At 37.2% G+C, this 22,962-nt stretch carries 27 protein-coding genes and 1 riboswitch; of the genes, 11 read left to right on the plus strand and 16 right to left on the minus strand.

Annotated elements, in window-relative coordinates:
• Positions 1 to 97 precede the first annotated feature (97 nt).
• Complete coding sequence (gene ligD / locus AR328_RS18285; protein WP_082677313.1) at positions 98 to 1,381, plus strand: DNA ligase D; 1,284 nt, start codon at positions 98 to 100, stop codon at positions 1,379 to 1,381.
• A gap of 19 nt (positions 1,382 to 1,400) precedes the next feature.
• Here ligD and AR328_RS23340 read toward each other — a convergent pair whose 3' ends face one another.
• From AR328_RS23340 to ribE, 4 genes are all read right to left on the minus strand, one after another.
• Positions 1,401 to 2,648: an EAL and HDOD domain-containing protein gene (locus tag AR328_RS23340; protein ID WP_066299431.1), complete on the minus strand. Its 1,248-nt coding sequence runs from the start codon at positions 2,646 to 2,648 to the stop codon at positions 1,401 to 1,403.
• A gap of 146 nt (positions 2,649 to 2,794) precedes the next feature.
• The gene (ribH, locus tag AR328_RS18295; protein WP_066299441.1) at positions 2,795 to 3,265 is read right to left on the minus strand and encodes a 6,7-dimethyl-8-ribityllumazine synthase; all 471 of its coding nucleotides are present in this window, start codon (positions 3,263 to 3,265) and stop codon (positions 2,795 to 2,797) included.
• Positions 3,266 to 3,280: 15 nt separating this feature from the next.
• Positions 3,281 to 4,474: a bifunctional 3,4-dihydroxy-2-butanone-4-phosphate synthase/GTP cyclohydrolase II gene (locus AR328_RS18300; protein WP_066299445.1), complete on the minus strand. Its 1,194-nt coding sequence runs from the start codon at positions 4,472 to 4,474 to the stop codon at positions 3,281 to 3,283.
• A 38-nt stretch (positions 4,475 to 4,512) separates the two neighbouring features.
• Entirely contained in the window at positions 4,513 to 5,166 is a 654-nt protein-coding gene (gene ribE / locus AR328_RS18305; protein ID WP_066299447.1) for a riboflavin synthase, read from the minus strand.
• Positions 5,167 to 5,282: 116 nt separating this feature from the next.
• A riboswitch (FMN riboswitch) is annotated at positions 5,283 to 5,428 on the minus strand.
• A gap of 133 nt (positions 5,429 to 5,561) precedes the next feature.
• Here ribE and AR328_RS18310 point away from each other — a divergent pair.
• Positions 5,562 to 6,389, plus strand: a complete 828-nt coding sequence (locus AR328_RS18310; protein WP_066299449.1) for an EcsC family protein — start codon at positions 5,562 to 5,564, stop codon at positions 6,387 to 6,389.
• A 33-nt stretch (positions 6,390 to 6,422) separates the two neighbouring features.
• Here the strand turns inward: AR328_RS18310 and AR328_RS18315 are convergent, their stop codons facing one another.
• The 6 genes from AR328_RS18315 to AR328_RS18340 all read right to left on the minus strand — a co-directional run bounded on the left by AR328_RS18315 (position 6,423) and on the right by AR328_RS18340 (position 10,360).
• On the minus strand, positions 6,423 to 6,992 hold the full coding sequence (locus tag AR328_RS18315) for a peroxiredoxin family protein (protein ID WP_066299451.1): 570 nt from the start codon (positions 6,990 to 6,992) through the stop codon (positions 6,423 to 6,425).
• Positions 6,993 to 7,097: 105 nt separating this feature from the next.
• On the minus strand, positions 7,098 to 7,877 hold the full coding sequence (locus AR328_RS18320; RefSeq protein WP_066299453.1) for a hypothetical protein: 780 nt from the start codon (positions 7,875 to 7,877) through the stop codon (positions 7,098 to 7,100).
• A gap of 159 nt (positions 7,878 to 8,036) precedes the next feature.
• Positions 8,037 to 8,813: an ABC transporter permease gene (locus AR328_RS18325; protein WP_066299462.1), complete on the minus strand. Its 777-nt coding sequence runs from the start codon at positions 8,811 to 8,813 to the stop codon at positions 8,037 to 8,039.
• Positions 8,810 to 9,715, minus strand: a complete 906-nt coding sequence (locus AR328_RS18330) for an ABC transporter ATP-binding protein (RefSeq protein WP_066299464.1) — start codon at positions 9,713 to 9,715, stop codon at positions 8,810 to 8,812. Before AR328_RS18330 ends, AR328_RS18325 begins: the two co-directional genes overlap by 4 nt.
• Positions 9,715 to 9,915, minus strand: a complete 201-nt coding sequence (locus AR328_RS18335) for a PLDc N-terminal domain-containing protein (protein WP_066299468.1) — start codon at positions 9,913 to 9,915, stop codon at positions 9,715 to 9,717. The genes AR328_RS18330 and AR328_RS18335 overlap by 1 nt, the downstream gene beginning before the upstream one ends.
• Before the next feature lie 121 nt (positions 9,916 to 10,036).
• Positions 10,037 to 10,360, minus strand: coding sequence for a DUF4870 domain-containing protein (locus tag AR328_RS18340; protein ID WP_231735000.1), 324 nt, complete (start codon positions 10,358 to 10,360; stop codon positions 10,037 to 10,039).
• A 257-nt stretch (positions 10,361 to 10,617) separates the two neighbouring features.
• On the opposite strand from AR328_RS18340, the gene AR328_RS18345 reads away from it, so the two are divergent.
• From AR328_RS18345 to AR328_RS18360, 4 genes are all read left to right on the plus strand, one after another.
• The gene (locus AR328_RS18345) at positions 10,618 to 11,397 is read left to right on the plus strand and encodes an undecaprenyl-diphosphate phosphatase (protein ID WP_066299473.1); all 780 of its coding nucleotides are present in this window, start codon (positions 10,618 to 10,620) and stop codon (positions 11,395 to 11,397) included.
• Between the two features lie 35 nt (positions 11,398 to 11,432).
• Entirely contained in the window at positions 11,433 to 12,023 is a 591-nt protein-coding gene (locus AR328_RS18350) for a DedA family protein (RefSeq protein WP_066299476.1), read from the plus strand.
• 107 nt (positions 12,024 to 12,130) lie between these two features.
• Positions 12,131 to 13,255, plus strand: a complete 1,125-nt coding sequence (locus AR328_RS18355) for an amidohydrolase (RefSeq protein ID WP_066299853.1) — start codon at positions 12,131 to 12,133, stop codon at positions 13,253 to 13,255.
• A gap of 300 nt (positions 13,256 to 13,555) precedes the next feature.
• Positions 13,556 to 14,119, plus strand: coding sequence for a GNAT family N-acetyltransferase (locus tag AR328_RS18360; RefSeq protein ID WP_066299481.1), 564 nt, complete (start codon positions 13,556 to 13,558; stop codon positions 14,117 to 14,119).
• A gap of 73 nt (positions 14,120 to 14,192) precedes the next feature.
• Here AR328_RS18360 and AR328_RS22920 read toward each other — a convergent pair whose 3' ends face one another.
• Complete coding sequence (locus AR328_RS22920) at positions 14,193 to 14,351, minus strand: hypothetical protein (RefSeq protein WP_191969152.1); 159 nt, start codon at positions 14,349 to 14,351, stop codon at positions 14,193 to 14,195.
• Positions 14,352 to 14,570: 219 nt separating this feature from the next.
• On the opposite strand from AR328_RS22920, the gene AR328_RS18370 reads away from it, so the two are divergent.
• Positions 14,571 to 15,929 carry an MATE family efflux transporter gene (locus AR328_RS18370; protein ID WP_066299489.1) on the plus strand — a complete coding sequence of 453 codons (1,359 nt, stop codon included), beginning with the start codon at positions 14,571 to 14,573 and terminating at the stop codon, positions 15,927 to 15,929.
• 47 nt (positions 15,930 to 15,976) lie between these two features.
• On the opposite strand, the gene AR328_RS18375 is transcribed toward AR328_RS18370, so the two are convergent.
• Complete coding sequence (locus AR328_RS18375) at positions 15,977 to 16,750, minus strand: SDR family oxidoreductase (RefSeq protein ID WP_066299491.1); 774 nt, start codon at positions 16,748 to 16,750, stop codon at positions 15,977 to 15,979.
• A gap of 179 nt (positions 16,751 to 16,929) precedes the next feature.
• Here AR328_RS18375 and AR328_RS18380 point away from each other — a divergent pair, with 179 nt between their 5' ends.
• From AR328_RS18380 to AR328_RS18395, 4 genes are read left to right on the plus strand one after another with little or no spacing between them, the layout of a single operon-like run.
• The gene (locus AR328_RS18380) at positions 16,930 to 17,172 is read left to right on the plus strand and encodes a spore germination protein (protein WP_066299494.1); all 243 of its coding nucleotides are present in this window, start codon (positions 16,930 to 16,932) and stop codon (positions 17,170 to 17,172) included.
• A gap of 15 nt (positions 17,173 to 17,187) precedes the next feature.
• On the plus strand, positions 17,188 to 17,430 hold the full coding sequence (locus tag AR328_RS18385) for a spore germination protein (protein WP_066299501.1): 243 nt from the start codon (positions 17,188 to 17,190) through the stop codon (positions 17,428 to 17,430).
• Between the two features lie 56 nt (positions 17,431 to 17,486).
• The gene (locus tag AR328_RS18390; protein ID WP_066299505.1) at positions 17,487 to 17,963 is read left to right on the plus strand and encodes an Hsp20/alpha crystallin family protein; all 477 of its coding nucleotides are present in this window, start codon (positions 17,487 to 17,489) and stop codon (positions 17,961 to 17,963) included.
• A gap of 46 nt (positions 17,964 to 18,009) precedes the next feature.
• Positions 18,010 to 18,489: an Hsp20/alpha crystallin family protein gene (locus tag AR328_RS18395; protein WP_066299506.1), complete on the plus strand. Its 480-nt coding sequence runs from the start codon at positions 18,010 to 18,012 to the stop codon at positions 18,487 to 18,489.
• Between the two features lie 50 nt (positions 18,490 to 18,539).
• On the opposite strand, the gene AR328_RS18400 is transcribed toward AR328_RS18395, so the two are convergent.
• The 4 genes from AR328_RS18400 to AR328_RS18415 all read right to left on the minus strand — a co-directional run bounded on the left by AR328_RS18400 (position 18,540) and on the right by AR328_RS18415 (position 22,898).
• Positions 18,540 to 19,322 carry a CAP domain-containing protein gene (locus AR328_RS18400; RefSeq protein WP_066299507.1) on the minus strand — a complete coding sequence of 261 codons (783 nt, stop codon included), beginning with the start codon at positions 19,320 to 19,322 and terminating at the stop codon, positions 18,540 to 18,542.
• Positions 19,323 to 19,662: 340 nt separating this feature from the next.
• A complete protein-coding gene (locus AR328_RS18405; RefSeq protein WP_066299515.1) occupies positions 19,663 to 21,063 on the minus strand; it encodes a sensor histidine kinase in 1,401 nt (466 codons plus the stop codon).
• Complete coding sequence (locus AR328_RS18410; RefSeq protein WP_066299519.1) at positions 21,060 to 21,737, minus strand: response regulator transcription factor; 678 nt, start codon at positions 21,735 to 21,737, stop codon at positions 21,060 to 21,062. Before AR328_RS18410 ends, AR328_RS18405 begins: the two co-directional genes overlap by 4 nt.
• Positions 21,738 to 21,914: 177 nt before the next feature.
• Positions 21,915 to 22,898, minus strand: a complete 984-nt coding sequence (locus AR328_RS18415) for a YncE family protein (RefSeq protein WP_231735003.1) — start codon at positions 22,896 to 22,898, stop codon at positions 21,915 to 21,917.
• Between the last annotated feature and the right edge of the window lie 64 nt (positions 22,899 to 22,962).

Consider the following 22,962-nt stretch of genomic DNA (forward strand, 5'->3'; position numbering starts at 1 on the left):
TTTTTTGTACAACAGATTATTATGGAAGATACCATTGGTTTATAGCCATTTGGATAATATTTAAATAGTTATGTACGTTTATTTTATGTAGATACTTATGAAACAGGAATTTAATAAATGGGAGGAAGGGAAAAGAACATCATTATGGATCAAATATAAGAATTGGAAATATGTTTCTTGTTTCATTACTGCTTATGAAAAAACGAACGGTTATTTCTATGCTGGCGTTTTTCAAAATAATCAAGTTCATCCAATTGGACAATTTCTATTCGGATTGAAGCCGGACGAAAAAAAAGCCCTATTTGAAACGATTAAGGCAAATAAAATAAGTGAAGATGATCAATTTTTTTATGTCGAACCTGGAATATGTGTGGAAGTGAAATATTTAGAAATTTATGAAGAGCAGATGAGGGAGCCCCACTTTCACAGATTCCGCTTTGATCTAAAGCCTGAGGATTGCAAGTTTGAACAATTTATCCAAAAGCAGAAAAATTTGCCTTCAGATATTGAAGTGACACATCCTGACAAACCATTATGGGAAGATCCGCCTATACAGAAAATCGATTATATTCATTATTTACGAGAGATTTCTCCGTATATGCTCCCTTTTCTCAAAAATCGTCTCCTAACTGTGATCCGTTACCCGCATGGCATTTTCGGTGATCCCTTTTATCAAAAGAATTGTCCTGAATATGCGCCTGAATTTGTAGAAACGAGCTTGTCTGAAGGCATTAATTATATCGTGTGCAATCATTTAAAAACATTTCTCTGGCTTGGAAATCAGCTCTCATTTGAATTTCATATTCCCTTTCAAACTATTAACAGTAAAGGGCCAAGTGAAATTGTTTTTGACCTGGATCCGCCATCAAGAAAAGAGTTCGCACTTGCTATTAAAGCGGCTCTATTAATCAAAGACGTATTAGACCAGCTTAAATTGATCAGCTTTGTGAAAATATCCGGGAATAAAGGGCTGCAAATCTATATCCCTTTGCCAGAAAATACGTTTTCTTATGAGGATACAAGATTATTCACCTCTTTTATAGCTGAATATTTAATTTCTAACAATCCCGATTCTTTTACAATTGAGCGCATGAAAAAGAACAGAGGAAACCGGCTTTATGTTGATTATATTCAACATGCAGAAGGGAAAACGATTGTTTGCCCCTATTCTCCACGCGGGACAAAAGAGGCTACGGTGGCGGCGCCCCTTTATTGGGAGGAAGTAAGTAAAACGTTAAGAGTCGAGGACTTTCAAATTCCGCATATTATGAAACGAATCAATCAGCACGGTGATCCGTTTAAAACATATTTTGAAACGAAAGATAAGCAAAATTTTGAACCTATATTGCAATTTTTAAAGAATAAAAAACCTGCCTTCTAAATAATGGCAGGTTTCCTTTTTATAGCGAGAATTTTTCCTCTGACACAAGTTCATTTGACCAGTTTAATGATTCTGCATACAATTTGAATAGATCTTTTTCATCAATGCTCATTTCTTTGCATTTTTCACTAATGACGTTCCACTGGGCAGTTTCCACAGCAAGAACGAGATCAAGAACATCCTTCAATTGATTTGATCGACCATTTAATGCGTCACAAATCTCTTCTTCAAGAGGAAGCTCCTTTAGTACCATGTTCATTGGCATCGATAAAATCGAATCCATGATGGAAAACATGCCTGTCATAAAATAACTTCGTGAAGGCGCCCTTTTCACTTTCATCTTTGCAATTTCTTCACATAATTTTGCTCTCGTGAGACTAATTTGAATGGTCTCTTGAGAAATTGATCTCTTCTCAATCGTTGATTCCCGCACAGCCAAAACATATATCCATTTCTCCAATTCAATTAAGCCTAGCAATACGACTGCTTGTTTAATCGAATTTATTTTTTGCTTAGGCCTAAATGCGGGGGAATTAATTAATTTTAATAATTTGTAGGATAAGGAAATATCCCTTTCAATCAGTTCTGTAATTCGATCAATACTCGGTTCATTTGTTGCAAAGTTTTGGATCATTTCATAGTAAGAGTGAAAATACGCTGGAATATCACGAGTAGATAAAATACTTGGCTTAGCAAAGAAATATCCTTGGAAATAGTGATACCCTCTTTTCCGAGCCTCGTTAAATTCCTCTCTCGTTTCAACCTTCTCAGCTACTAATTTCAGATTCATTGACTTTACAATCCATTCAATTTTCTCACGCATTTCAGCTGTAGTGGAAAGAAAATCGACTTTTACAAAATCCGCATATTTAAGAAGATCATATGAATATTTATTTTCTTCATTGAAAACAAAATCATCCAATGCAATCTGATAGCCCAATTCCTTCAGCTCTTTACAAATTTCCACTAATTCAGCACTTGGTTCAATGGATTCCAAAATTTCAACAACTATTTCACGCGGTCGAAAATAAGTAGGAAGCCTAAGTTTAAGCAGTTTTTCAGTAAAATTAATAAAACAAGGCTTACCATTAGAAAGCTTATCAATCCCAATATTTAAAAAACTATTAACGATCAGTTCTGTTGTCGCTTGATCACCGTCAATATTAGGAAATGCATTCACTTTCTCATTCCTGCGATAAAGAAGCTCATATCCGAATACTTCTTCATTAGCATTTAGAATTGGCTGCCTCGCAACAAAAACCTCCATATATTACCTCCGACAATACTACATAATATATAATTGTCACTATTGTATACAAAAATTTTCATTTAGTTTGTCGAAATATGCAAAAATTGAAAATTTTTATGTTTATTTAACGTTTTAAAGCGCAAACAGAAAATCGCAATCAATTTTTATTGAGAAATTTGTTTATATAAATTACCCATCTCAATAGCACCGACCGCTGCATCCCAGCCTTTATTTCCAGCCTTAGTACCTGCACGTTCAATTGCCTGTTCAATCGTATCAGTCGTTAATACGCCAAATATAATAGGGATTCCGCTCTGCATTCCGATTGAAGCAACCCCTTTAGCAACTTCATTACTAACAAAATCAAAGTGTGGTGTTGCACCTCTTATCACTGTACCTAATGTAATAATCGCATCATATCCACCAACTTCAGCAAGCTTTTTCGCTGTTAATGGGATTTCGAACGCTCCTGGAACCCAAACTACAGTTACATCCTCTTCCTTTACACCGTGTCGTTTAAGGGCATCCTCAGCACCAGTTAATAATTTTCCAGTAATAAATTCATTAAATCTTCCTACGACAATCCCAATCTTTAATCCAGTCCCGACTAAATGTCCTTCAATTACTTTTTTCATTATTCATCTCTCCTATTAAAATTTTAATAAATGGCCAAGCTTCGTTTGCTTCGTTTTTAAATACGCTTCATTTTCAGTTTTTGCAGGCATTTGCAATTGGACACGTTCTAAAACCTCTAACCCATACCCTGCCAATCCGGCAATTTTCCTCGGGTTATTTGTTAAGAGCCGCATTTTTTTCACACCTAAATCCCGCAAAATTTGGGCTCCAACTCCGTAGTCACGTAAATCATCGCCAAAACCAAGCTTATGGTTTGCCTCAACCGTATCATACCCCTCTTCTTGAAGCTCGTAAGCCTTCATTTTGTTAATGAGGCCAATTCCTCTGCCCTCTTGCCTCATATAAAGAAGAATGCCTTTCCCTTCCCTTTCTATTTGGGCCAATGCGGCTTCCAGCTGAGGTCCGCAGTCACATCTATTCGAACCGAAAACATCTCCAGTAAGACATTCCGAATGAACTCTTAATAGAATCGGCTCGTCTTCGCTAATTTCGCCTTTTACTAAAGCAACATGTTCCTTGCCATCTAATTTACTCGTATACCCAACAGCTCTGAAACTTCCGTAAACTGTCGGAAGCTGGATTTCAGCCTCTCTATTTACTAGAGAGTCATGTTCAAGTCTGTATTCAATTAATTGTTGAATCGTAATCATTTTTAGTTCGAATTTTTTGGCGATAATCTCTAAATCCTTTACACGGGCCATTGTGCCATCATCCTTCATGATTTCACAGATGATCCCCGCCGGCTTCGCACCTGCAAGACGTGCTAAATCGACAGCAGCTTCCGTATGTCCTGCTCTTCTTAAGACGCCACCATCCTTTGCAATTAAAGGAAAGATATGGCCAGGGCGATTAAATTCATCTGGATGTGCATCATCTTTCAGCATTTTTTCTATTGTAAACGCCCTCTCAAAAGCACTGATACCAGTAGTTGTTTCTTTATGATCAATCGATACAGTAAATGCTGTCCCTCGGCTGTCCGTATTCTTTTCCACCATCGGAATAAGGTCAAGTTTACTTGCCAGCTCTTTAGAAATCGGAGTACAGATGAGTCCTCTTCCTTCTTTCGCCATAAAATTGACTGTCTCTGGGGTTACATACTCGGCAATCGATAGAAAATCTCCTTCGTTTTCCCTATCTTCGTCATCACAAACAATAATGACTTTTCCTGCTTTCAAATCTTCTAATGCTGCCTCTATTTCACTGAACATGCTTTCCCTCCTGCTTGCCTATTTAATATGAAAATAATTTAAAGAAAACCGTTTTCTTTTAAAAAGTCCTCAGAAATTCCTGTATTCTTTCCTTGATTAATTTGTTCCTTTGTCACGAATGAATACAGATATTTGGCGAGCATATCAAACTCAAAATTGACAATATCCCCAACTTGCTTTAGTCCAATTACCGATTCCTTTGCAGTAAGGGGAATAATCGAAACTGTCACCGATTGTTCAGTAAGCCCAAAAATTGTTAACGACGTTCCATCAATGGCGATAGACCCTTTCATTAATTGAAGATGGCTAAATGAACTTGGCACTGATATTTCAATATAAATAGCATTTTCATTTGCTGTCTTTTTCAGTATTTTTCCTGTGCCATCCACATGGCCAGTCACGAAATGGCCGCCGAAACGTCCATTTGCACCCATAGCTCTTTCAAGATTAACCTTGCTCCTTTCCTTTAAAGATGACAAGGAGGTGCTTTTAAACGTCTCTGGCATAACATCTGCGGAAAAGCCGTCATGATTAAAATCGGTCACAGTCAGACAGACGCCATTAACAGAAATACTGTCGCCAAGCTTTAGGTCATGCATAATCTTTGAGGCTTTAATCGTTAATTTAATCGAATTTCCAATCTGGGCAGATCTTTCAACTGTGCCTAATTCCTCAATAATTCCTGTGAACATTTAATTTCCTCCTTTCATTTGAATTTCTCCAGAAAAAAACCCGTACAAATAATTGTACGGGGCATAATAACATAGCAAAATAAACGTAAAGAAAAGTCTTTTTTACGCAAGCTTGTCCATTCCTTCTCCCATCCAGACTTTAACTGTCGGCTTTGGATTTACACCAAATCCACCGTTTTCAATATTGAAACCGGGTCACGGACTAAGAGGATCTTTCCTCATCACCGCCGGTTGGGAATTTCACCCTGCCCCGAAGGAATATTATTCGATTATAGAAAATAGTAACATGGGTTATAAAAATAAACAATTTTCTAGTACTCCAGAGTGTAAATTGAAACTTTATTACTTATATAACGTATATGTATGTATCAAAAAACGGGAAGGATTATGCAAAAATGGAGACTAAGGAGCAATTACTTATTGAATTAAAAAAGAGTGAAGACTGGGAAAAAGCGCAAAATGACTTATGGTTTTGGGAAAAGCTTGGCAGACTGCCATTTAAGCTATTGGACAAGTTCACACCCGCTTTCCTACAGAAGAAAATCGGGGTCATCCTTGATGAGCTTGGCCAATACATTCAATCTGGTGGAAGGTATTTAAGCTCTGTTTCCTCCATTAAGTCATATTATCCTGACAAGCAAATCAATCAATTAGAGGATGTCCACTTAATTGCTATTACTGAAATGGATGCTGCTGTCACAAAACTGACGAGTAATCGGAAACGGCTGGCTACTGTTCAAGGAGCGAGCACAGGGGTTGGCGGTATTCTAACCTTGTCACTAGATATTCCCCTTCTTCTTGGGATCCAGTTAAAAACCCTTCAAGACATTGCAATTTGCTATGGATACGATCCAAAAGATAAAAAAGAAAGAATGTATATGGTAAAAGTCCTGCAATTCGTATCTTCTGATATCGTTGGGAAAAAGGCTATCCTGCAGCAGTTATCCTTAATCGACTCGCCAAATGATCATGCCAAAAGAGAAGTGATTTCAGAAATTCAAGGATGGCGCGAGGTTGTGTTTACTTATAGAGATCAAATTGGCTGGAAGAAACTGTTTCAAATGATCCCTATTGCGGGACTCTTATTTGGTGCCTTTATTAATCGCTCTGCAGTGAATGATATTGCCGAGGCAGGAATGATGCTCTATCGAAAACGCAGAATTAATGGGAAATTAGCAGATATTTCAGTAGAAAATGGGAAAAACTGCATTGCCAATGAATAGCAATGCAGTTTTTTTATGTCGTTCTCTATTCTTCTAAGGCAAGCGTTGTATTAGTTTTTCCATCGCATCTTCGTCAACTGCCCCTAACACTTTTTTACGGATAATACCATCTGAATCGATAAAAAAGCTTGTTGGGTAGACCATGATGCTGTAATCACTAAATGCTTGTCCTTTTTCATCAAGCGGAATTGTAAAGGTTAATTGATAATCGTCCACAAATTGATCAACATCATTTCTGTTTTTTTCAGATGTTGTTACATTTACACCAAGTATTTCAAATCCATCATTTTTATATTTATTATACAGCTTTTCCATATGCGGCATTTCTGCCTTACAAGGAGGGCACCAAGTTGCCCAAAAATTTAACAGCACCTTTTTCCCTTTATAATCGCTAAGTGTTACTGTATTCCCATTTAAATCCGAAAGGGTAAAATCAGGTGCCCTTTTGCCTTCCTCTATACCCGTTTGAATCGTTTCAGGATTTTCAAGTTTTTCGTATTTCTGATTAAAGTTCGTAACAATCCCTTTATCCTTGAGAATCATTTTATCAACAATAAATAAACACAGTACGATTATGCCCACAATTAGCAGAAACTTTTTCATGCTACACCTCATAACTAATATCTTGATGCAAAATCTCTACTGATTAATATACTATATTAGCCTATAAGAAACCATTTATCTGCATGAGGGGACTGTTTCATTCTATTAGTGATTCGAACACCGCAATAATTTAGTTAAGATGGCATACATCAACAGCTTGTCCTTTGACGATAATGATTGTTCAAATGTAAAGATTGGCGTATTTGGGTCTTTAAATCGATTTCCCCATTCCAATGGCATCCAGCCCTTTCGAAACCTGCCAAAAACACTATTACTATGAATAAACTGATAGTCTGTAAATGATGATGACTGTTTCACTTGGATCCTCTTATTCCCCTTTTCAAAAACATATACTGATTTGGATTTTGAATAATTGTAATGAATGGTTGAAACGGTATTTAAATCGGAATCTAATATTTTTATCTCCTTGTTCTTCAAAATAAAGCTGCCTACTAAGTGATTGGCTTGATCATAAATACCATACCTTTTTTTGAATAGTCCATCTATAAAGTATGGTAAAAACCAGCGAAATGTCCAAAAATTCATATCCCTTATTTCACCAATTTGCTGTCCATTTGAATGAAAGATTAGCATTTTAAGTGTAGGAGCTGGCAGAAATGTAATAAGAACCTGATTCTCATCTAGTAAACGATGATTTTCGACTGCCTCCTGCATAAATATTTCTTTCGTACGCTTATCATTTATTAAATAAAACTGGTAGCAAATAAAGCTATAAATTAAAAATGGGATCATAATGATCATCACTTTTCCATTTTGAACGATAGTTATCCCGTAAACGGCAAGAAAAAACGGAGGGATAAGTGAAGCGAGGCTGGCATTTAAGGAACTAGCTGCTGCTTTTTGATAATATTCTTGTATATTCATGTCCAAATAATCTCCCAACATAAATAAAAGGAAATTCCTTCCTAATAAATGGTTTTTATGCAAAATTAATAGAGTCTCTTTCTATATCTATTAAATTTCTCCGGGAAACATGATTTCTTTTGTGAAAAAAACAAAAAGAATCCAAAAAATTGGATTCTTCTATGCAAGTTCTTTTTTTCGAAATATACGAATGCTTGCTGCTAGCATTAAAATAATAAAAATTATTGCAACAATCATGGATGGGAATGTCTCTTTGGGAGCTCCCCCGTAGAACAGCAATTGACTTGTATAAGCCGGAAGCTGAACGGGACTCCAATCTAACCAATTAGCGAATAGACTATTAATGATACTAAGTAAGATGACAGTTATAAGTGAGACAAAACCAACAGCCCCAGGGGATTTTAAGATTGAATTAAAGAGAACAGTCACCGTTAATACAAATGACAACCAGATTCCGTTTAAAAAGAATGACTGCATAAAATCAGCAAAAGGAACTGTTTCAAATAAAATGATGACATAATACCATGATGCTAGATAGCCTACAAAAAAAGAAACCCATAGTAAAGCAATAGCACCCGCCCATTTTGCCGTAATAAAAGAGGTATAAGAAACTGGTTTTACCAAAATTAAGCCTGCTACACCGCTCTTTCTTTCTCCAGCGATCAAGCCCATTGAAGTTAAAACAATAATTAAAACACCTAAAGTGTTAAATTGACCAAGGATTGAAACCATAACCTCTGAAGCAGATGGTACGGGAAGCTGAATAACTGCCCCTTCAGGCAATCCTCCTAAAGCATCAAGGATTTGAGGCATGTAATATACTGTTAATGGTTCTTTGACCGAAAGCAAAATAAAGACAAGTGGAACCCAAACCCATTTAAAGTTTCTTGACATTTCAACCATTTCTTTATTAAAAAGAGCCATCCACTGGTTCATTTTTGCACCACCTTCATAAATACATCCTCTAGACTAGTTCTGCTAATCTCAAACTTAATTAATGGCAAGTTTTTTTCGATAACCTCTTTAAGAACAGCCTCTTTTGTCCTTTCAACATCATCGGATACAATACTGATGATGTTCCCTTCCACTGAAACAGATAATGCTAAACTGGAAAATTCCTGTGCAAATTCATCAGCCTTCCCGCGGAATACTAGCTCAATCTTAGCCTGCTGATGTTTTTCACGAAGCTCTTCCATCGTTCCAGATTCGATTATTTCCCCATTATGAAGAAATAGAATTTCATCACAAACCTCTTCTGCATCATTTAGAATATGTGTGGAAAAAAGAATGGTCGTTTCCTTTTTCAGCATGTCAAGAAGCTCGAGCACTTCCCTGCGGCCAAACGGATCAAGAGCAGATACAGGTTCATCCAGCATAACTAATCTGGGCTTGTGAATGATGGCCTGTGCAATCCCTAACCTCTGCTTCATTCCACCTGAGTATTTGCCAACCCGGCGGTTCTTCGCTTCAGCAATACCGACCATTTCAAGAAGCTCAAGCGTACGTTCTTTTGATTCACTTTTTGGTAATCCAGCTAATTTCCCTGCATACTCTAGAAATTCCCTGCCTGTCATCCATTCGTAGAAAACTGGATGCTGCGGAAGATATCCGATCCATTTTCGAAAATCCGCCCCTTTCTCAAGTCCATCAAAGACGATGCTGCCAGAGGTTGGCATCATTAGGCCCGAAAGCATTTGCAAAGTGGTCGTTTTTCCGGCACCATTTGCTCCGAGCAGAGCTATACACTTTCCTTTTGTTAAAGTAAAATCCAATCCTTTAATGACTTCAAGGTCTTTAAAGTTTTTTTTCAGTCCTTTAACTGTGACAACTTCTGGCATTAATGATTTCTCCTTCCAATAATGAAATAGAGAATAGAGCCGATTAGATTTCCAAATAAGATAATAAGTGCCCACATCCATTTCGGTCCGTTTGTTTTTTCAATGCGGACTAAATCAATAACAGCAATCACCAATAAAATAAGCTGTATCACAATTATGGGAGCAATAATTGCCCAATTAATACTTAGTAATGATTCCATGTTTCATCTCCTCCTCAGTGAGTCATTATTTTGTTTCCAGCTATAAGACGTCTAAGTTCAGAAATCGTTCAAAAAAAATAAAAAAAGTCTAAGAGATTTATAATCCCCTAGACTTCATGCATTATCGAAGAATTCTAAATACTAACGGAATGCGGTATTCCTTTCCTTCGTAAGCTTTTACTGCACCAACAATTGTAAAAATAAATCCAAGTACACCTACAATCCAGATCGTAACGAAACCGATTAGAACAATCATTAAGATTGAACTGATCAAGGCGTACGCGGCATAGGAAATCACAAAGTTAAAATATTCTTTCCCATGATTATCAATAAAGGCTGATTCGTTTTTCTTTAATAACCAAATGATTAGCGGCCCAACAATCGTTGTAAAAAAACTTGTAACATAAATGGCTGTCGCTAATAATCTTTCATCCTGTGATGGCATGATTCCATCCCCCATTTCAAATTTTTGAAGAAGTTTAGAGCACATATCAATAATTCCTCTTATGTTACTATTTACGCCTTAGCTGCAAAAATGTTTCATTTTATTTCACACATTTTTTATTGCTTAACCATTAGATTCCATTTTCAGTTCTTGTTTAGGACAAGATGAATACAATTTGTAAAGACAACCTCTATTGCTACTGACAAAAGAATCTTATTCATTAGGTTGTAAGTTTGTTTAAAGGGTGATGCCATTTGATGTCAAAGATTGAAGCTTTTATTTTAGGGATAATCCAGGGTCTAACCGAATTTCTGCCTATTTCGAGTACGGGGCATTTGTATTTAGGGAGGCACTTATTTGGATTGGATGAGGCTGGCCTCTTTCTAGATACGATGCTGCATGTCGGGACATTGCTTGCTGTGCTTGTTGTATACAAAAACGAACTTCTACAAATTATAAAAAATCCTTTTGGCAAGCTTTCGATGCTGCTAGTCATTGGAACAATTCCTGCAGTCATTGTTGGCTTTTTATTTAGTGATTTATTTAACTCCATCTCAAAGTCTGGGATTACGATTGGCTGGGAATTCTTATTCACTGGGATCATTCTTTGGTTTGCTGACCGAATTCGTAATGGGGCAAAGAAAATGGAGAGTATTTCGTATGGGGATGCATTATTTATCGGTACATTTCAAGCGGCGGCCATCTTTCCTGCTGTTTCAAGGTCAGGCCTTACGATCGCGGCAGGGCTATTTAGAAAACTGGATAGAGAAACAGCCGCTTATTTCTCATTTTTATTGTCTATACCCGCGATAGCTGGCGGTATTGTCCTTCAATTTGGCGAGATGCTTTCCGGCCGCACGGAAGCCATTTCCTTTGGAAGTTTATTTGTCGCTACTCTGTCTTCTGCAATCTTTGGGTATATGGCAGTTGTCTGGATGATCAATTTCTTAAAAAGAAAATCACTCAAAATCTTTGCTGTTTATGTTTGGGTTCTTGGCTTCTCCATCATCATCCTTCAAATGACTGGGATTTTCTAATGATTCCGATTTGAAGTTATAAAGGGGTTTTCAAGTTGAAAGAGTTCGTCCTTTCTATTTTTGACATGTTATCACAGCTTGGTTATTTTGGAATTGCTCTTGGTCTAATGGTTGAAGTCATACCAAGTGAAATTGTCTTGAGCTATGGGGGTTATTTAATAAGCACTGGAAAAATTCATTTCTGGGGTGCTCTAATCGCTGGTGTTGTCGGTGGAACCTTTGCGCAGCTTTTTCTATATTGGCTTGGGGTTTATGGCGGAAGGCCCGTGCTGGATAAATACGGGAAATTTCTATTAATCAAAAAATCTCATTTAGATGCTTCAGAGGAATGGTTTAAGAAATATGGAACAGGTGTCATATTTACAGCTCGATTTGTCCCTGTTATTCGACATGCCATTTCTATTCCTGCTGGCATTTCCAAAATGCCTTTGTCTACCTTCACCTTATATACTGTAGCAGCAATGATTCCTTGGACCGTTTTATTTTTATTATTAGGAATGGAGCTAGGAGACCATTGGAGGGATATTAAAGACTATGCAAAGCCCTTTTTGATGCCCATTATCATTATTGCATTTGCATCGATTGGAATTTACTTCCTTTATAAAAAACGCCAAGAAAAGAAATAAACTTCCTTTGCCGCTCCATGCGGTTTTTTCTATTGAATATATTATTCCTTATTATGATGATAGTTGTTAAAATAGATAAAAAAAGATTGATGCCAGAAAGGAATACTATGACAAAAATATTATTGAAAAACGCCAATGTGTACCCGGTTACAGCCTCTGCGTTTTATGGCGATGTTTTAGTGGAAAACGGGAAAATTGCCGGAATCGGAAAAATAGATGTTTCAGGTCCAGATGTTTATGTCATCGAATGTCATAACCATTATTTATTTCCAGGGTTTATTGATGTTCATACACATATTGGCCTGTATGATGAAGGGACAGGCTGGGCAGGAAATGATGCCAATGAAACGGCTGAGCTCATGTCTCCCCACGTTAGGGCAATGGATGGCGTATACCCGCTAGATCCCGCATTTTCTGATGCAGTAAAATATGGGATTACTACCGCTCATATTATGCCCGGCAGTGCAAATGTTATTGGCGGAACAACTTCTGTGATTAAAACAGCTGGGAAGAATATTAAGAAAATGCTTGTTCAGGAAACCGCAGGGTTGAAAATTGCTCTTGGCGAAAATCCGAAGCAAATTCACAGCCAGGGAAATAAAGACTCCATCACCAGAATGGGAATTATGGGAAAGCTTCGGGAAGTATTCTATGAGGCTGCAAGTACAGATCAGCCTGAATCATTACGAACCGCTCCCATTATTCAAGCTCTTAAACGGGAAATTCCTGTTCGGGTTCATGCCCATCGTGCAGACGATATTATTTCTGCTGTTCGATTTGCAGAGGAATTTAATCTTGATTTAAGGATTGAGCATTGTACAGAAGGTCATCTCATTGCAGGAGAATTAGCTGACCTTAATTTAAAGGTATCAGTTGGTCCAACTTTAACAAGACGTTCGAAGGTGGAGCTTAAGAATAAAACGTGGAAAACCTATCAGGAACTGACGAACCATGGGGTAGAAGTTTCCATCACAACTGACCACCCTTATACACCTATTCAGTATTTGAACTTATGCGCTGCTATCGCCGTTCGGGAAGGTTTATCAGAGCAAAAGGCTTTGGAGGGAATTACCATTCTTCCAGCGAAAAATCTCCGAGTGGACAAGCAGCTAGGCAGTATTGAACCCGGAAAGGATGCCGATTTAGTCCTTTGGAGCCATCACCCCTTTCATTTTCTTGCAAAACCAAAATGGACAATGATAAACGGTGTCTTCGAATATACGGAATCGTAAAAAATGTAGAATTTTACTGTTGAAACTTGTTGAAAAAAATTCACAAAATACCTATTCCCTTTTTTATTTTTTTTTAGTATTATACGATAGTAAAATAGTTTTTTATCAATTTTGTAAGATGAATTTTTATATCGGAAACGATAGAATAGGGAAGGCAAATGGTGCGCCACCAGTCATACTGGTTCTAGTGGGTTCGATTCCCACCCCGAAATTTTTTAGCAACATACAAAAAATTTCGAGGGTGGACCGTAATCTCTATTTGGCATGGAGAAGGACTGTCCTCTAATTGGAGGGATAACCTTGCTCAAGAAACGTGATTTTCAAGAATGCCACAGTTTGTATGACTTAATGACACATCCTGATGTCTTCCCATTTGTGCGTCAAAAAGCTTATTGTTATGATGAATTTGTCTTTATGACAAAGCAAACGATCGAAGCTGAAGAACGTGGTGAACTCATTTCACGAACAATACTTGATGAGTGGGGAGCTCCGATTGGAACGATTAATTTGTTTGATATTGAAGACAATGCTGGCTTTTTAGGCACTTGGCTAGGAAAGGCATACCATGGCATGGGCTACAATAAATTAGCAAAGGACGCTTTCTTTCACGAGCTCTTTTATGAAACAGGAATTGACACGATTTTTATGCGGATTAGAAAAGAAAATATCCGTTCACAAAAAGCAGCCGAAAAGCTTCCCTATGTGATTCTTGCCAATGAGTCAAGAAAATCGGTTTATGAACAGCTGAATCTGAATGGGTTCATTTATAATTTGTATGAAATTCCTAAAGATTTATATACATTTGAAGTTCTGCGGCATGGAACTTCTACGGATCAAGGTTCAACACATTTATTGGAAGCTTAATAATAGCAAAAAGCCAATGGAAACCGTTGGCTTTTTGCTTTTTTATTATGGCTAAATTCAATATGCCTATCGTTTAGTCTGTAACTGTTGAATCCATTTCATCCGATTTTTCACTTATTCCCATTTGCCCCATTAGTTCTTCTAATTCTTCATTTGTGAGTGTTTCAAAACGACCATCATGAAACAATACTTGTGTCTGATTTGGATTAATCCTGTTTAAATCAAAGCTCATATTTTCCCACTCCTTATCATTAAGATAAAAGCAATTCTTTATCACATATATTTCGCAAATTAATCCTATTTCATTCATGATTTTTAAAATTTCACATAATTGAAAAATCATTATGCCAAACTAACGACAATACGGATTCCACTTTGTTTTTAAGATTATTTTTAACGGGAATATGATATAATTTCTTTTTTGAACTTAAATTTGGAAGAGGAATCAAAAATGAATCAAACATTTACTAAAAAAGAAAAACTAAAGCAATTGCTAACAATATTAATTCCGATTTTGATTACTCAGCTTGCTATGTATTCGATGAGTTTCTTTGACACGATGATGTCAGGTCATTATAGTTCAAAGGATTTAGCAGGAGTTGCAATCGGTTCATCGCTTTGGATGCCTGTTTATACGGGGCTAAGCGGAATTTTATTATCGATTACGCCTATTGTCGCCCAGCTTATTGGGGGAAGAAAAAAAGGGGAAGTAGCCTTTTCTGTCATTCAGGGGGTCTATCTGGCTGTAATCATGGCCATTCTTGTACTAATTTTGGGTGGCATTGCCCTTAATCCGGTATTAAATGCGATGAACTTAGAGGAGATCGTACATTTGAAGGCATATGGCTTTTTAGCAGCACTAGGCTATGGGATGGTTCCGCTATTCGTGTACAGTGTACTTCGTTCATTTATCGATGCATTAGGGAAAACACGTGTATCGATGTTTATTACATTAATGGCCTTGCCTATAAATGTCATTTTTAACTATTTGCTAATTTTTGGAAAACTCGGATTTCCTGAGCTAGGCGGTGTGGGTTCAGGCTATGCAACGGCTATAACCTATTGGGTGCTCTGTATTATAGCCTTTATTATCGTCCATAAAGCTGTTCCTTTTTCTTCATTTGGGATCTTTCAAAAGCTTTATTCTATCTCTTTTGCAAAATGGAAGGAAATCCTTGTCATCGGGGTTCCTATTGGCTTCGCTATCTTCTTTGAAACGAGTATATTTGCTGCAGTCACCCTATTTATGAGTAAGTTTAGCACAGCAACCATTGCCGCCCATCAGGCAGCATTAAATTTCGCTTCCTTCCTTTATATGGTGCCATTAAGTGTTGCGATGGCTTTAACTATTGTGGTGGGATTTGAAGTTGGGGCAAAGCGATACAAGGATGCGAAGGAATATAGCATAATCGGCATATCCATTGCCGTATTTATTGCTTCTATAGGCGGGTTAATATTATTTTTTACCCGCTCAGAGGTTGCCGGTATTTATTCAAATGATACGGAAGTGATCAATCTTACCGCTCAATTCTTAATCTATGCAATCTTTTTCCAGCTTTCTGATGCCATTCAAGCACCAGTACAAGGAGTATTAAGGGGATATAAAGATGTTAATATTACTCTGATTATGACTTTAATATCCTATTGGGTCATTGGTCTGCCCTTCGGATATTTTCTGGCGAATTTCACGAACTGGGGAGCATACGGCTATTGGATTGGCTTAATTACCGGCTTGGCTGCTGGGGCAATCTGTTTATCAAGCAGACTTGTGTTAATTCAAAGGAAGCCACAAAAGCTTAAAGGAGCATAAGTAGACTACAGATGGGGATCGATCCGGTTCCCCATCTTTTTATTGATTTAATTTCTGAATATCTTTCCCAAAACATCCTTTCCACCGGTTACGGGGATGATGCTGCCTGTTATAAAGTCGGATTTTTCATCGATTAGAAATGTAATGACTCTTGCAATATCCTCACCGGTTCCAGGTCTGCCAATTGGGGTATCGTCATTCATGACATCTGCAGCTTGAAAAATCTCTTTTTCCTTCCAATCGTTTGTGATGTCGCCTGGACAAATCATATTAGCAGTAATTTGATGTTTAGCCTCTTCAAGTGCAATCGTTTTAGTTAATGAGGCAGCACCGCTTTTTGCGGCAGCAAATGCAGATCTGTAAATCCAGCCTGGTGCCGTCTCAACCCGGTCAAAGCCAATGGAGATAATTCGGCCCCATCCTTTTTCCCTCATTTCAGGCAATAATAATTTACATAGATAAAAAAGAGCATTTAAATTTCCATTGATGATGTAATTCCATTCACTAATTGAATAATCGGTTAATACCTTTCTTTCATGCATATAGGGACCGGCATTATGGACTAATATATCGATGCTTGAAAACACGGACAAAGCCTCATTTATAACCTTTTGGCATTCCGCTAAATTTGCGATATCGCCGCCGATGGCGATATTTTTTGTTCCAAATTTTTTAGATAGTTCTTCGGCAAGTGAGACAGCTTCCGCTTTGCTTTTTCGGTAATTGATTACAAGATGAACATCATTTTCAGCCAGCTGATACGCTGTTCTTTTGCCAATGCCTGTTGCTCCCCCTGTTATTAAAGCTGTTTTTCCTCCCACAGAATTACCTCGCAATTCCTTTTATTTTTAAACCCTATATAATCAATATACTATTAAGAACAAATAGGTTATGCAAATGAAATGAAAATCAAAATGCCTATACCCATTTATTTTATTAACGATTAGGCGGGTACCTGCATACCTTAAACCATACGAATGAAAAAAAAGGAAGTGTAAAGATGCAAACAGTTATCAACATATTTAGCTTAAAGGTAAACAGTGTTGCTACTAACGGATCCATTACTATTGGAGAAGCATTTTACAATTCCCCAACCGCAAATACGAAATCACAGGGTCAAAATTCATCCTTTGGCGATTATGCTCCACCGACTGCAGCGATGGAAAATGTATTTATTGATCCAGATGTTAATGATCAAGGGGACATTGCCTCTGTTTCTCCGGTCAATGCCAACCAAATATAAGGATAGTGAACCATTATGCCTTTCCAAATTAATATTTTTAATATAAAAACAAACGGAATTAACAATAATGGAAACATATCACTTGGTCCTACCATTCATAATAGCCATACTGCCAACTCTAAGTTTTTCGGTGCCAACATTGCTTTTGGCGACTTATCCCCTACTACATCGTTTTCTTCAAATATTGTAGGCGATGTAGACGTTAGTGATCAAGACCAAATTGCAAACCCATCTTTACCTGTACAAAACCAGATATAATCATTTGTTAATGAAGGTAAGCATTTCTAATGCAGCTACGAAAGGAGGATTGCTCCATGTTCCCCTGGAACCTTTTCCCATTTAATAAAGATATGAAAAATATGATGAAACAGATGAAGCCGGATGAAATTGATAAATATGTCCAGAATATGATGAATCAAATGTTTCCGCAGGGTATGCAAGGGATGATGCAGCCACAAAGCTTTATGCCTGGCTTTCAAAACGATGCAAAACAAAGCCCTCCATCATCTTCTTCTCTTCCTTCAACCGTTTTTGAGACACATGATAATGTTTTTGTAAGAATTCCGATAAAAAATGAGCAATGGCTAAAGGATATGCGAATTTATCATACTTCCAATCAGATGATCATTGACCATATACCTGATCTTGAAGATAAAACGACCATCATACTTCCAGCTCTTGTGAAAAAAAAGGGATCTACTGCGTATTTTAAAGACGGAATGCTGGAAATAAAAATACCGAAAAACGTTGATATGCAATACTCAGAAATTGATGTTACAGAAATCTTATAATCATGAAAAGGGATGAAAGTAAAAGAAAATGGAAGGAGGAGATTCTGTGGAGATTGAAAAATTGAAACAATGGCTAGATTTAACAAAACAATATCAATCACAAGGATTTTGGAATGAAATTTTTGATCATAACCAGGCTCAAGCAACAGAAGAACTGGCATCTAATTTTTTTTCAAATCAGGATATTTTCCCGCGTTGTGATATGTATGGAACTGATGAATGTATAATCGTTGAAGCAGAGCTTCCAGGTGTCGAAATTGCTGATATTAAAGTATTTCTTCAGCAAAGTGAGCTTATTTTAAGGGGAGAATGTAAAACTGTTAGACCATCATTCAAGTATTATTTAAAGGAAAGACCTAATAGAACTTTTGAAAAAAAGATAACAATACCTGCAGTCATTAATAAACATGAAATCCAGACTCAATTTGATAAAGGAATTTTATCCATTATCCTTCCTTTTAATTATAGTGATGATGAAAACATCCCTATCATGGTAAATAATGATGAATCAGCACCTATAGGTTAAGGATATGAAAAAAAGAGCAGTTAGTCTGCTCTTTTTTTCATGATTATATATTATTTTCCAATAAATTGTTGTGTCCAGTAGTTGCCTTCTGCCACATATCCTACACCGATATGTGTAAAGCTAGCATTTAAAATGTTTTTACGGTGACCATCACTGTTCATCCATGCGTTAACAACTTCTTCAGGAGTGCGTTGTCCCATTGCAATGTTTTCACCTGCTGAACGGTAAGTGATTCCGAATGACTTCATCATATCAAATGGTGATCCGTAAGTCGGGCTATTATGATCAAAATAACCTTTGTTTTTCATATCTAATGATTTTGCGCGAGCAACCTTGCTTAAGTTTACATCAAGCTGTAATGCAGGAATGCCATTTTTCGCACGCTCTTGGTTTGTAAGTTCAACCACTTTTTGCTCATAAGCACTTACAGATGAAGAAGCAGGTGTTGTTGGTGCTTTAGCTTGTTGTTGCTGTACAGGCTGTTGTACTGGCTTTTGTTGTACTGGTTGTTGTTGAACTGGCTTTTGTGCTGCTGGTTGCTGTTGTACCGGCTTTTGCTGAACTGGCTTTTGTACCTGTTGTTGCTGTTGAACTGGCTGTTGAACAAATTGATTATTAAAGCCATTCATATTCCATTGAATATTGTAGTTCTTAAGATATTGTTGCAGAGTGCTATTAATTTGATCATAGTTTATATTAGTAGGTTGTGAGTAATAAACTTTTACTTGTTGAGGCGTTGGGCAATTGGATGCTGCATCTGCCTTATTCACCACTGGATTTGAAACTAGTAATGCTGCCGCTGCTGCTACTGAAAATAACATTTTTTTATTCATCTATTAATTCCTCCCTGATGTGAGTTATTTATGTGCTGTCTTCCTTGCACAATCATCATAACACACGGTTTTTTGTAATATTTCTGGGGGGATTTAACAATTACCTTGTACATGAATAATATAATGCTAGATTAATCACATGAATCTATCAAAAACCCTATAGTTAGCAGGTTTATAAAAAATAGAGTGGAGGATATTTACTTGGATAAATTCTCCTTTAAAGGGAACTACCATAAAGTTGCTCCATAATATTGCTAATAATTCGGTGTTGACAGGTTTTTATGGAGGGAGTTTGTTTTACTATTGTTACAAAAGTGTTACACATATGAAGGATTTATAACTATAGATCGATAATTGGAAGAATAATCCTAACAGTCGTCCCAGTTCCGAGCTCGCTTGTGATCATTAGCTTTCCTCCATGGAGATGAACAATCTTTTCGACAATCGCAAGTCCTAAACCTGTTCCTCCATCCTTTCTTGTCCTTGCCTTATTCACTCTGTAAAATCGTTGCCTTATTTTATCAATATCTTCGGCCGGAATTCCTATTCCTGTATCCTTTATTTCTATACAGCAGTCATCCTTTATTCTATATAGATTAAGACTGATTTCACCTCTATCAGTGTATCGGATGGAATTGTCCATAATATTTTGGATGACCTGTTCAATCCGGCCTTCATCTCCATTAATAATAATATCCGGATTGAGCCGATAATGAAGGTCTATATTCTTATTCTTCATAATGGGTCCATACTTTTGCAGAGAGTTTTCAATAATTTGTGCAAGTGGAAGCGGCATTTTTTCCAAATGGAATTCATCCGAGTCCAGTCGAGAAAGTTCAAGAAGATCGCCAACAAGCCGTTCCATTCTTCCTGATTCGCGATGAATGATACGAACATAACGATCATGATCTTCCTTTTTGGCAATCCCAGAAATTAATGCTTCACTATACCCTTTTACATAGCTTATTGGGGTTCTAAGCTCGTGGGAGACATTGGCGAGAAACTCTTTTTTTCTTTCATCTTCGCGTTGAATGGAGGAAGCCATATGATTAAATGCATGGGCAAGCTGCCCAATTTCATCTGTTGATTGATTGTCGATCTTGATTGAATACTCTCCCTTTGAGACACGCTCAGCAGCAGTCTTCATCTCAAGCAACGGTTTGGTGAGCCTTCGGACAAGGATCGTTCCGAGAGATATCGCAATAATTAAAAATAAAATGGCTGCAATCATCCATAAATACGCAAAGTCTGTCGTAACCTCTGAAATTTTTGCTAGCGGTATATATAAATAAATAATTCCTTCAAGTCTTGGTTCATCCAATAGAGGAATAACGACAGCCATAATTTTCCGATCAAACCGCTCCTCATAACCAACCTTATGTACTGCTTCACCTTTAAGCAGCTGTTCTCTTTCTTTCCCGCTAATCAATGCCTCATAATCGATATCAAAAGGTAAACAGGCACTTAGCTCCCTAGGATTGCTGACAATAAAAATTTCTGATTCAGATTTTGTTCCATACCATTCGATTTTATCTTTTAATTCCTCTGTTAAAGGTCCCCCATCATATTCGCTTGCCAAACGATTTCCTTCCTCTATTAATGAAGTCTCTACATTATTTACATATAGCTTTTCATAAAATAAATAAGAGAGGAGATAGGAATATATAATCGTAATTAAAATGGCTGCTGTAATGGTGAGCCATAGTTTTTTTGTCAAACTATCGCTAAAATTAAACTTCATTGTACAGGCACCTCAAATTTATAGCCTATTCCCCATACAGTCTGTATATAATCCCCGACGCCAAGCTTCATTCTTAATGTTTTAATATGTGTATCAACCGTTCGAAGACTTCCTATATAATCGATTCCCCAAACAAAATCAAGAAGCTGTTCTCTGCTCAAAGCCTGTGATTGATGATCAACGAAACATAGCAGAAGTTCGAACTCCTTTAATGTTAAAGAGATACTTTCCCCTTCAACTGATACTTTTCTCGCCAACCGATCAATAATTATTTTTCCAACTTGGATATATGAGTCAGTTTTTGTTATGCCACTTCTTCGCAGTACAGCATGAATTCTTGCGACAAGCTCACCTGGGCTAAATGGTTTAACTAAGTAATCATCACCACCAAGCTGGAGGGCTTGCACTTTGTCCCATTCTTCCCCTTTAGCTGATAGGAAGATGATCGGGATATTATATTTTTCTCTAATCCTTTTACAAACCACATATCCATCTTCGTCAGGCATCATAATATCAAGAATAATTAAGCTTATATATGTATCCTTTAAGATCGCATATCCCTCCTGCCCATTAGACGCAGAAAAGCAGTGAAAGCCTGAATTCTCCAGATACATTTCAACTAGATGCCTCATGTCCTCCTCGTCATCAATGATAAGGATACTTAGCTTCTCCATTACTTTCTCTCCCTTATTGTCTAGCTCCAGAGCCTAGGGTCTCGCCGACTAAGAACGCCACGTCCTGTGGCAACGTCGGCACTAGTACGTCCTGTACGTCGGAGGTCATAAGCCAATCCAACAAGAAGATTAAAGTACAATCTTCTCGTTGGCTCGTCTTATGCTTGTCGACCCTGTTCAAGGCTCTTCCGCTTTTCTTAACACGATTTGAAACGGCCCCTTTCCTACTTGTATTGTTTTGATTATTTCTAGGGTAGAGGGATCTACAAGATGAATATCATTGCTGTCATAGCCAGCTATCAGTAAATATTGATCGAGTAAAGCCATTTCAAAAGGATTTGCACCAATAATTTTAGAATTGACTACTTTTCCTTCCATATTTAATTTGTAAAGCGTGCTAGTACCATGGCTTAGTGCAAATACATGATGATTATATTCCAAAAAATTCACAGGCATCGTTGGGGCCGGGATTTTGTATTTTAACTCAGCCGTTTCTGAATTGTACACATGAATATCCTTTTCAACCTCATCACCAGCACCGTGTCCGCCAATCCATAGCTCATTTCGATTATCATTTAGCAAAGCTCCCGCGGCTGCTGGGTGGATCTTATAGCTCGAAACATTATTTGTGTTATGCAAGTCAATCACAGTTAGTTTTTCCTTACTGAAGCTTAATACATAAAGTTTTTTATCCTTTTCCGATTCAAGAATCGTTAATGGATTACTTTCTGTTCTAATTTGTGCTTTTTCTTCGCCATTCACATTAAATAATCGGATTTTAGCAAGATTTTGATCCACTAACGCAATATAGGAATTAGTCTGAAGCAGCTTCCCATTGACTATTCCTTTACCAGTTTTCCAGCTATCTATCTTTTTTCCGGCTTTAAGTGAAAATAAATCAACTGTCTCAACCTGTTTTCCAAATAGTAATATTTTATCTCCGTCCGGAAAAATAACGGCGCCTGTATAAGGCTTCTTAAGCTCCCAATCGGTAAGCTTTTTCATATTCTCCATATTAATGAAAGAAACAGTCATATCCTTAATATTGACCGTTGCAGCAATAGAAAGATCTTCTTGAATGGGTGGAATCTTTTGATTCGTGCAAGCTGATAATAATATGGCTGTCACAAATACAAGCAAAAATCGGAATAATATAGGCACAATCTTCCCCTCTTATAATCTTTTTTTAAATATTATATGGCCTATATGTGTTTAATCTGTGAAG

This window comes from Bacillus sp. FJAT-29937, assembly GCF_001509555.1.
In the GTDB taxonomy this organism is placed as follows: domain Bacteria; phylum Bacillota; class Bacilli; order Bacillales; family Cytobacillaceae; genus Cytobacillus.

Coding starts and splice junctions, on each gene's coding strand:
- AR328_RS18340 (WP_231735000.1), bottom strand. CDS start 10,360: ATGCCATCACAGGATGAAAGATTATTAGCGACAGCCATTTATGTTACA.
- AR328_RS18400 (WP_066299507.1), bottom strand. CDS start 19,322: ATGAATAAAAAAATGTTATTTTCAGTAGCAGCAGCGGCAGCATTACTA.
- AR328_RS18380 (WP_066299494.1), top strand. CDS start 16,930: ATGCAAACAGTTATCAACATATTTAGCTTAAAGGTAAACAGTGTTGCT.
- AR328_RS23340 (WP_066299431.1), bottom strand. CDS start 2,648: ATGGAGGTTTTTGTTGCGAGGCAGCCAATTCTAAATGCTAATGAAGAA.
- AR328_RS18330 (WP_066299464.1), bottom strand. CDS start 9,715: ATGCCAGAAGTTGTCACAGTTAAAGGACTGAAAAAAAACTTTAAAGAC.
- AR328_RS18410 (WP_066299519.1), bottom strand. CDS start 21,737: ATGGAGAAGCTAAGTATCCTTATCATTGATGACGAGGAGGACATGAGG.
- AR328_RS18385 (WP_066299501.1), top strand. CDS start 17,188: ATGCCTTTCCAAATTAATATTTTTAATATAAAAACAAACGGAATTAAC.
- AR328_RS18335 (WP_066299468.1), bottom strand. CDS start 9,915: ATGGAATCATTACTAAGTATTAATTGGGCAATTATTGCTCCCATAATT.
- ribH (WP_066299441.1), bottom strand. CDS start 3,265: ATGAAAAAAGTAATTGAAGGACATTTAGTCGGGACTGGATTAAAGATT.
- AR328_RS18405 (WP_066299515.1), bottom strand. CDS start 21,063: ATGAAGTTTAATTTTAGCGATAGTTTGACAAAAAAACTATGGCTCACC.
- ribE (WP_066299447.1), bottom strand. CDS start 5,166: ATGTTCACAGGAATTATTGAGGAATTAGGCACAGTTGAAAGATCTGCC.
- AR328_RS22920 (WP_191969152.1), bottom strand. CDS start 14,351: ATGAGCTTTGATTTAAACAGGATTAATCCAAATCAGACACAAGTATTG.
- AR328_RS18390 (WP_066299505.1), top strand. CDS start 17,487: ATGTTCCCCTGGAACCTTTTCCCATTTAATAAAGATATGAAAAATATG.
- ligD (WP_082677313.1), top strand. CDS start 98: ATGAAACAGGAATTTAATAAATGGGAGGAAGGGAAAAGAACATCATTA.
- AR328_RS18315 (WP_066299451.1), bottom strand. CDS start 6,992: ATGAAAAAGTTTCTGCTAATTGTGGGCATAATCGTACTGTGTTTATTT.
- AR328_RS18310 (WP_066299449.1), top strand. CDS start 5,562: ATGGAGACTAAGGAGCAATTACTTATTGAATTAAAAAAGAGTGAAGAC.
- AR328_RS18355 (WP_066299853.1), top strand. CDS start 12,131: ATGACAAAAATATTATTGAAAAACGCCAATGTGTACCCGGTTACAGCC.
- AR328_RS18325 (WP_066299462.1), bottom strand. CDS start 8,813: ATGAACCAGTGGATGGCTCTTTTTAATAAAGAAATGGTTGAAATGTCA.
- AR328_RS18300 (WP_066299445.1), bottom strand. CDS start 4,474: ATGTTCAGTGAAATAGAGGCAGCATTAGAAGATTTGAAAGCAGGAAAA.
- AR328_RS18320 (WP_066299453.1), bottom strand. CDS start 7,877: ATGAATATACAAGAATATTATCAAAAAGCAGCAGCTAGTTCCTTAAAT.
- AR328_RS18345 (WP_066299473.1), top strand. CDS start 10,618: ATGTCAAAGATTGAAGCTTTTATTTTAGGGATAATCCAGGGTCTAACC.
- AR328_RS18370 (WP_066299489.1), top strand. CDS start 14,571: ATGAATCAAACATTTACTAAAAAAGAAAAACTAAAGCAATTGCTAACA.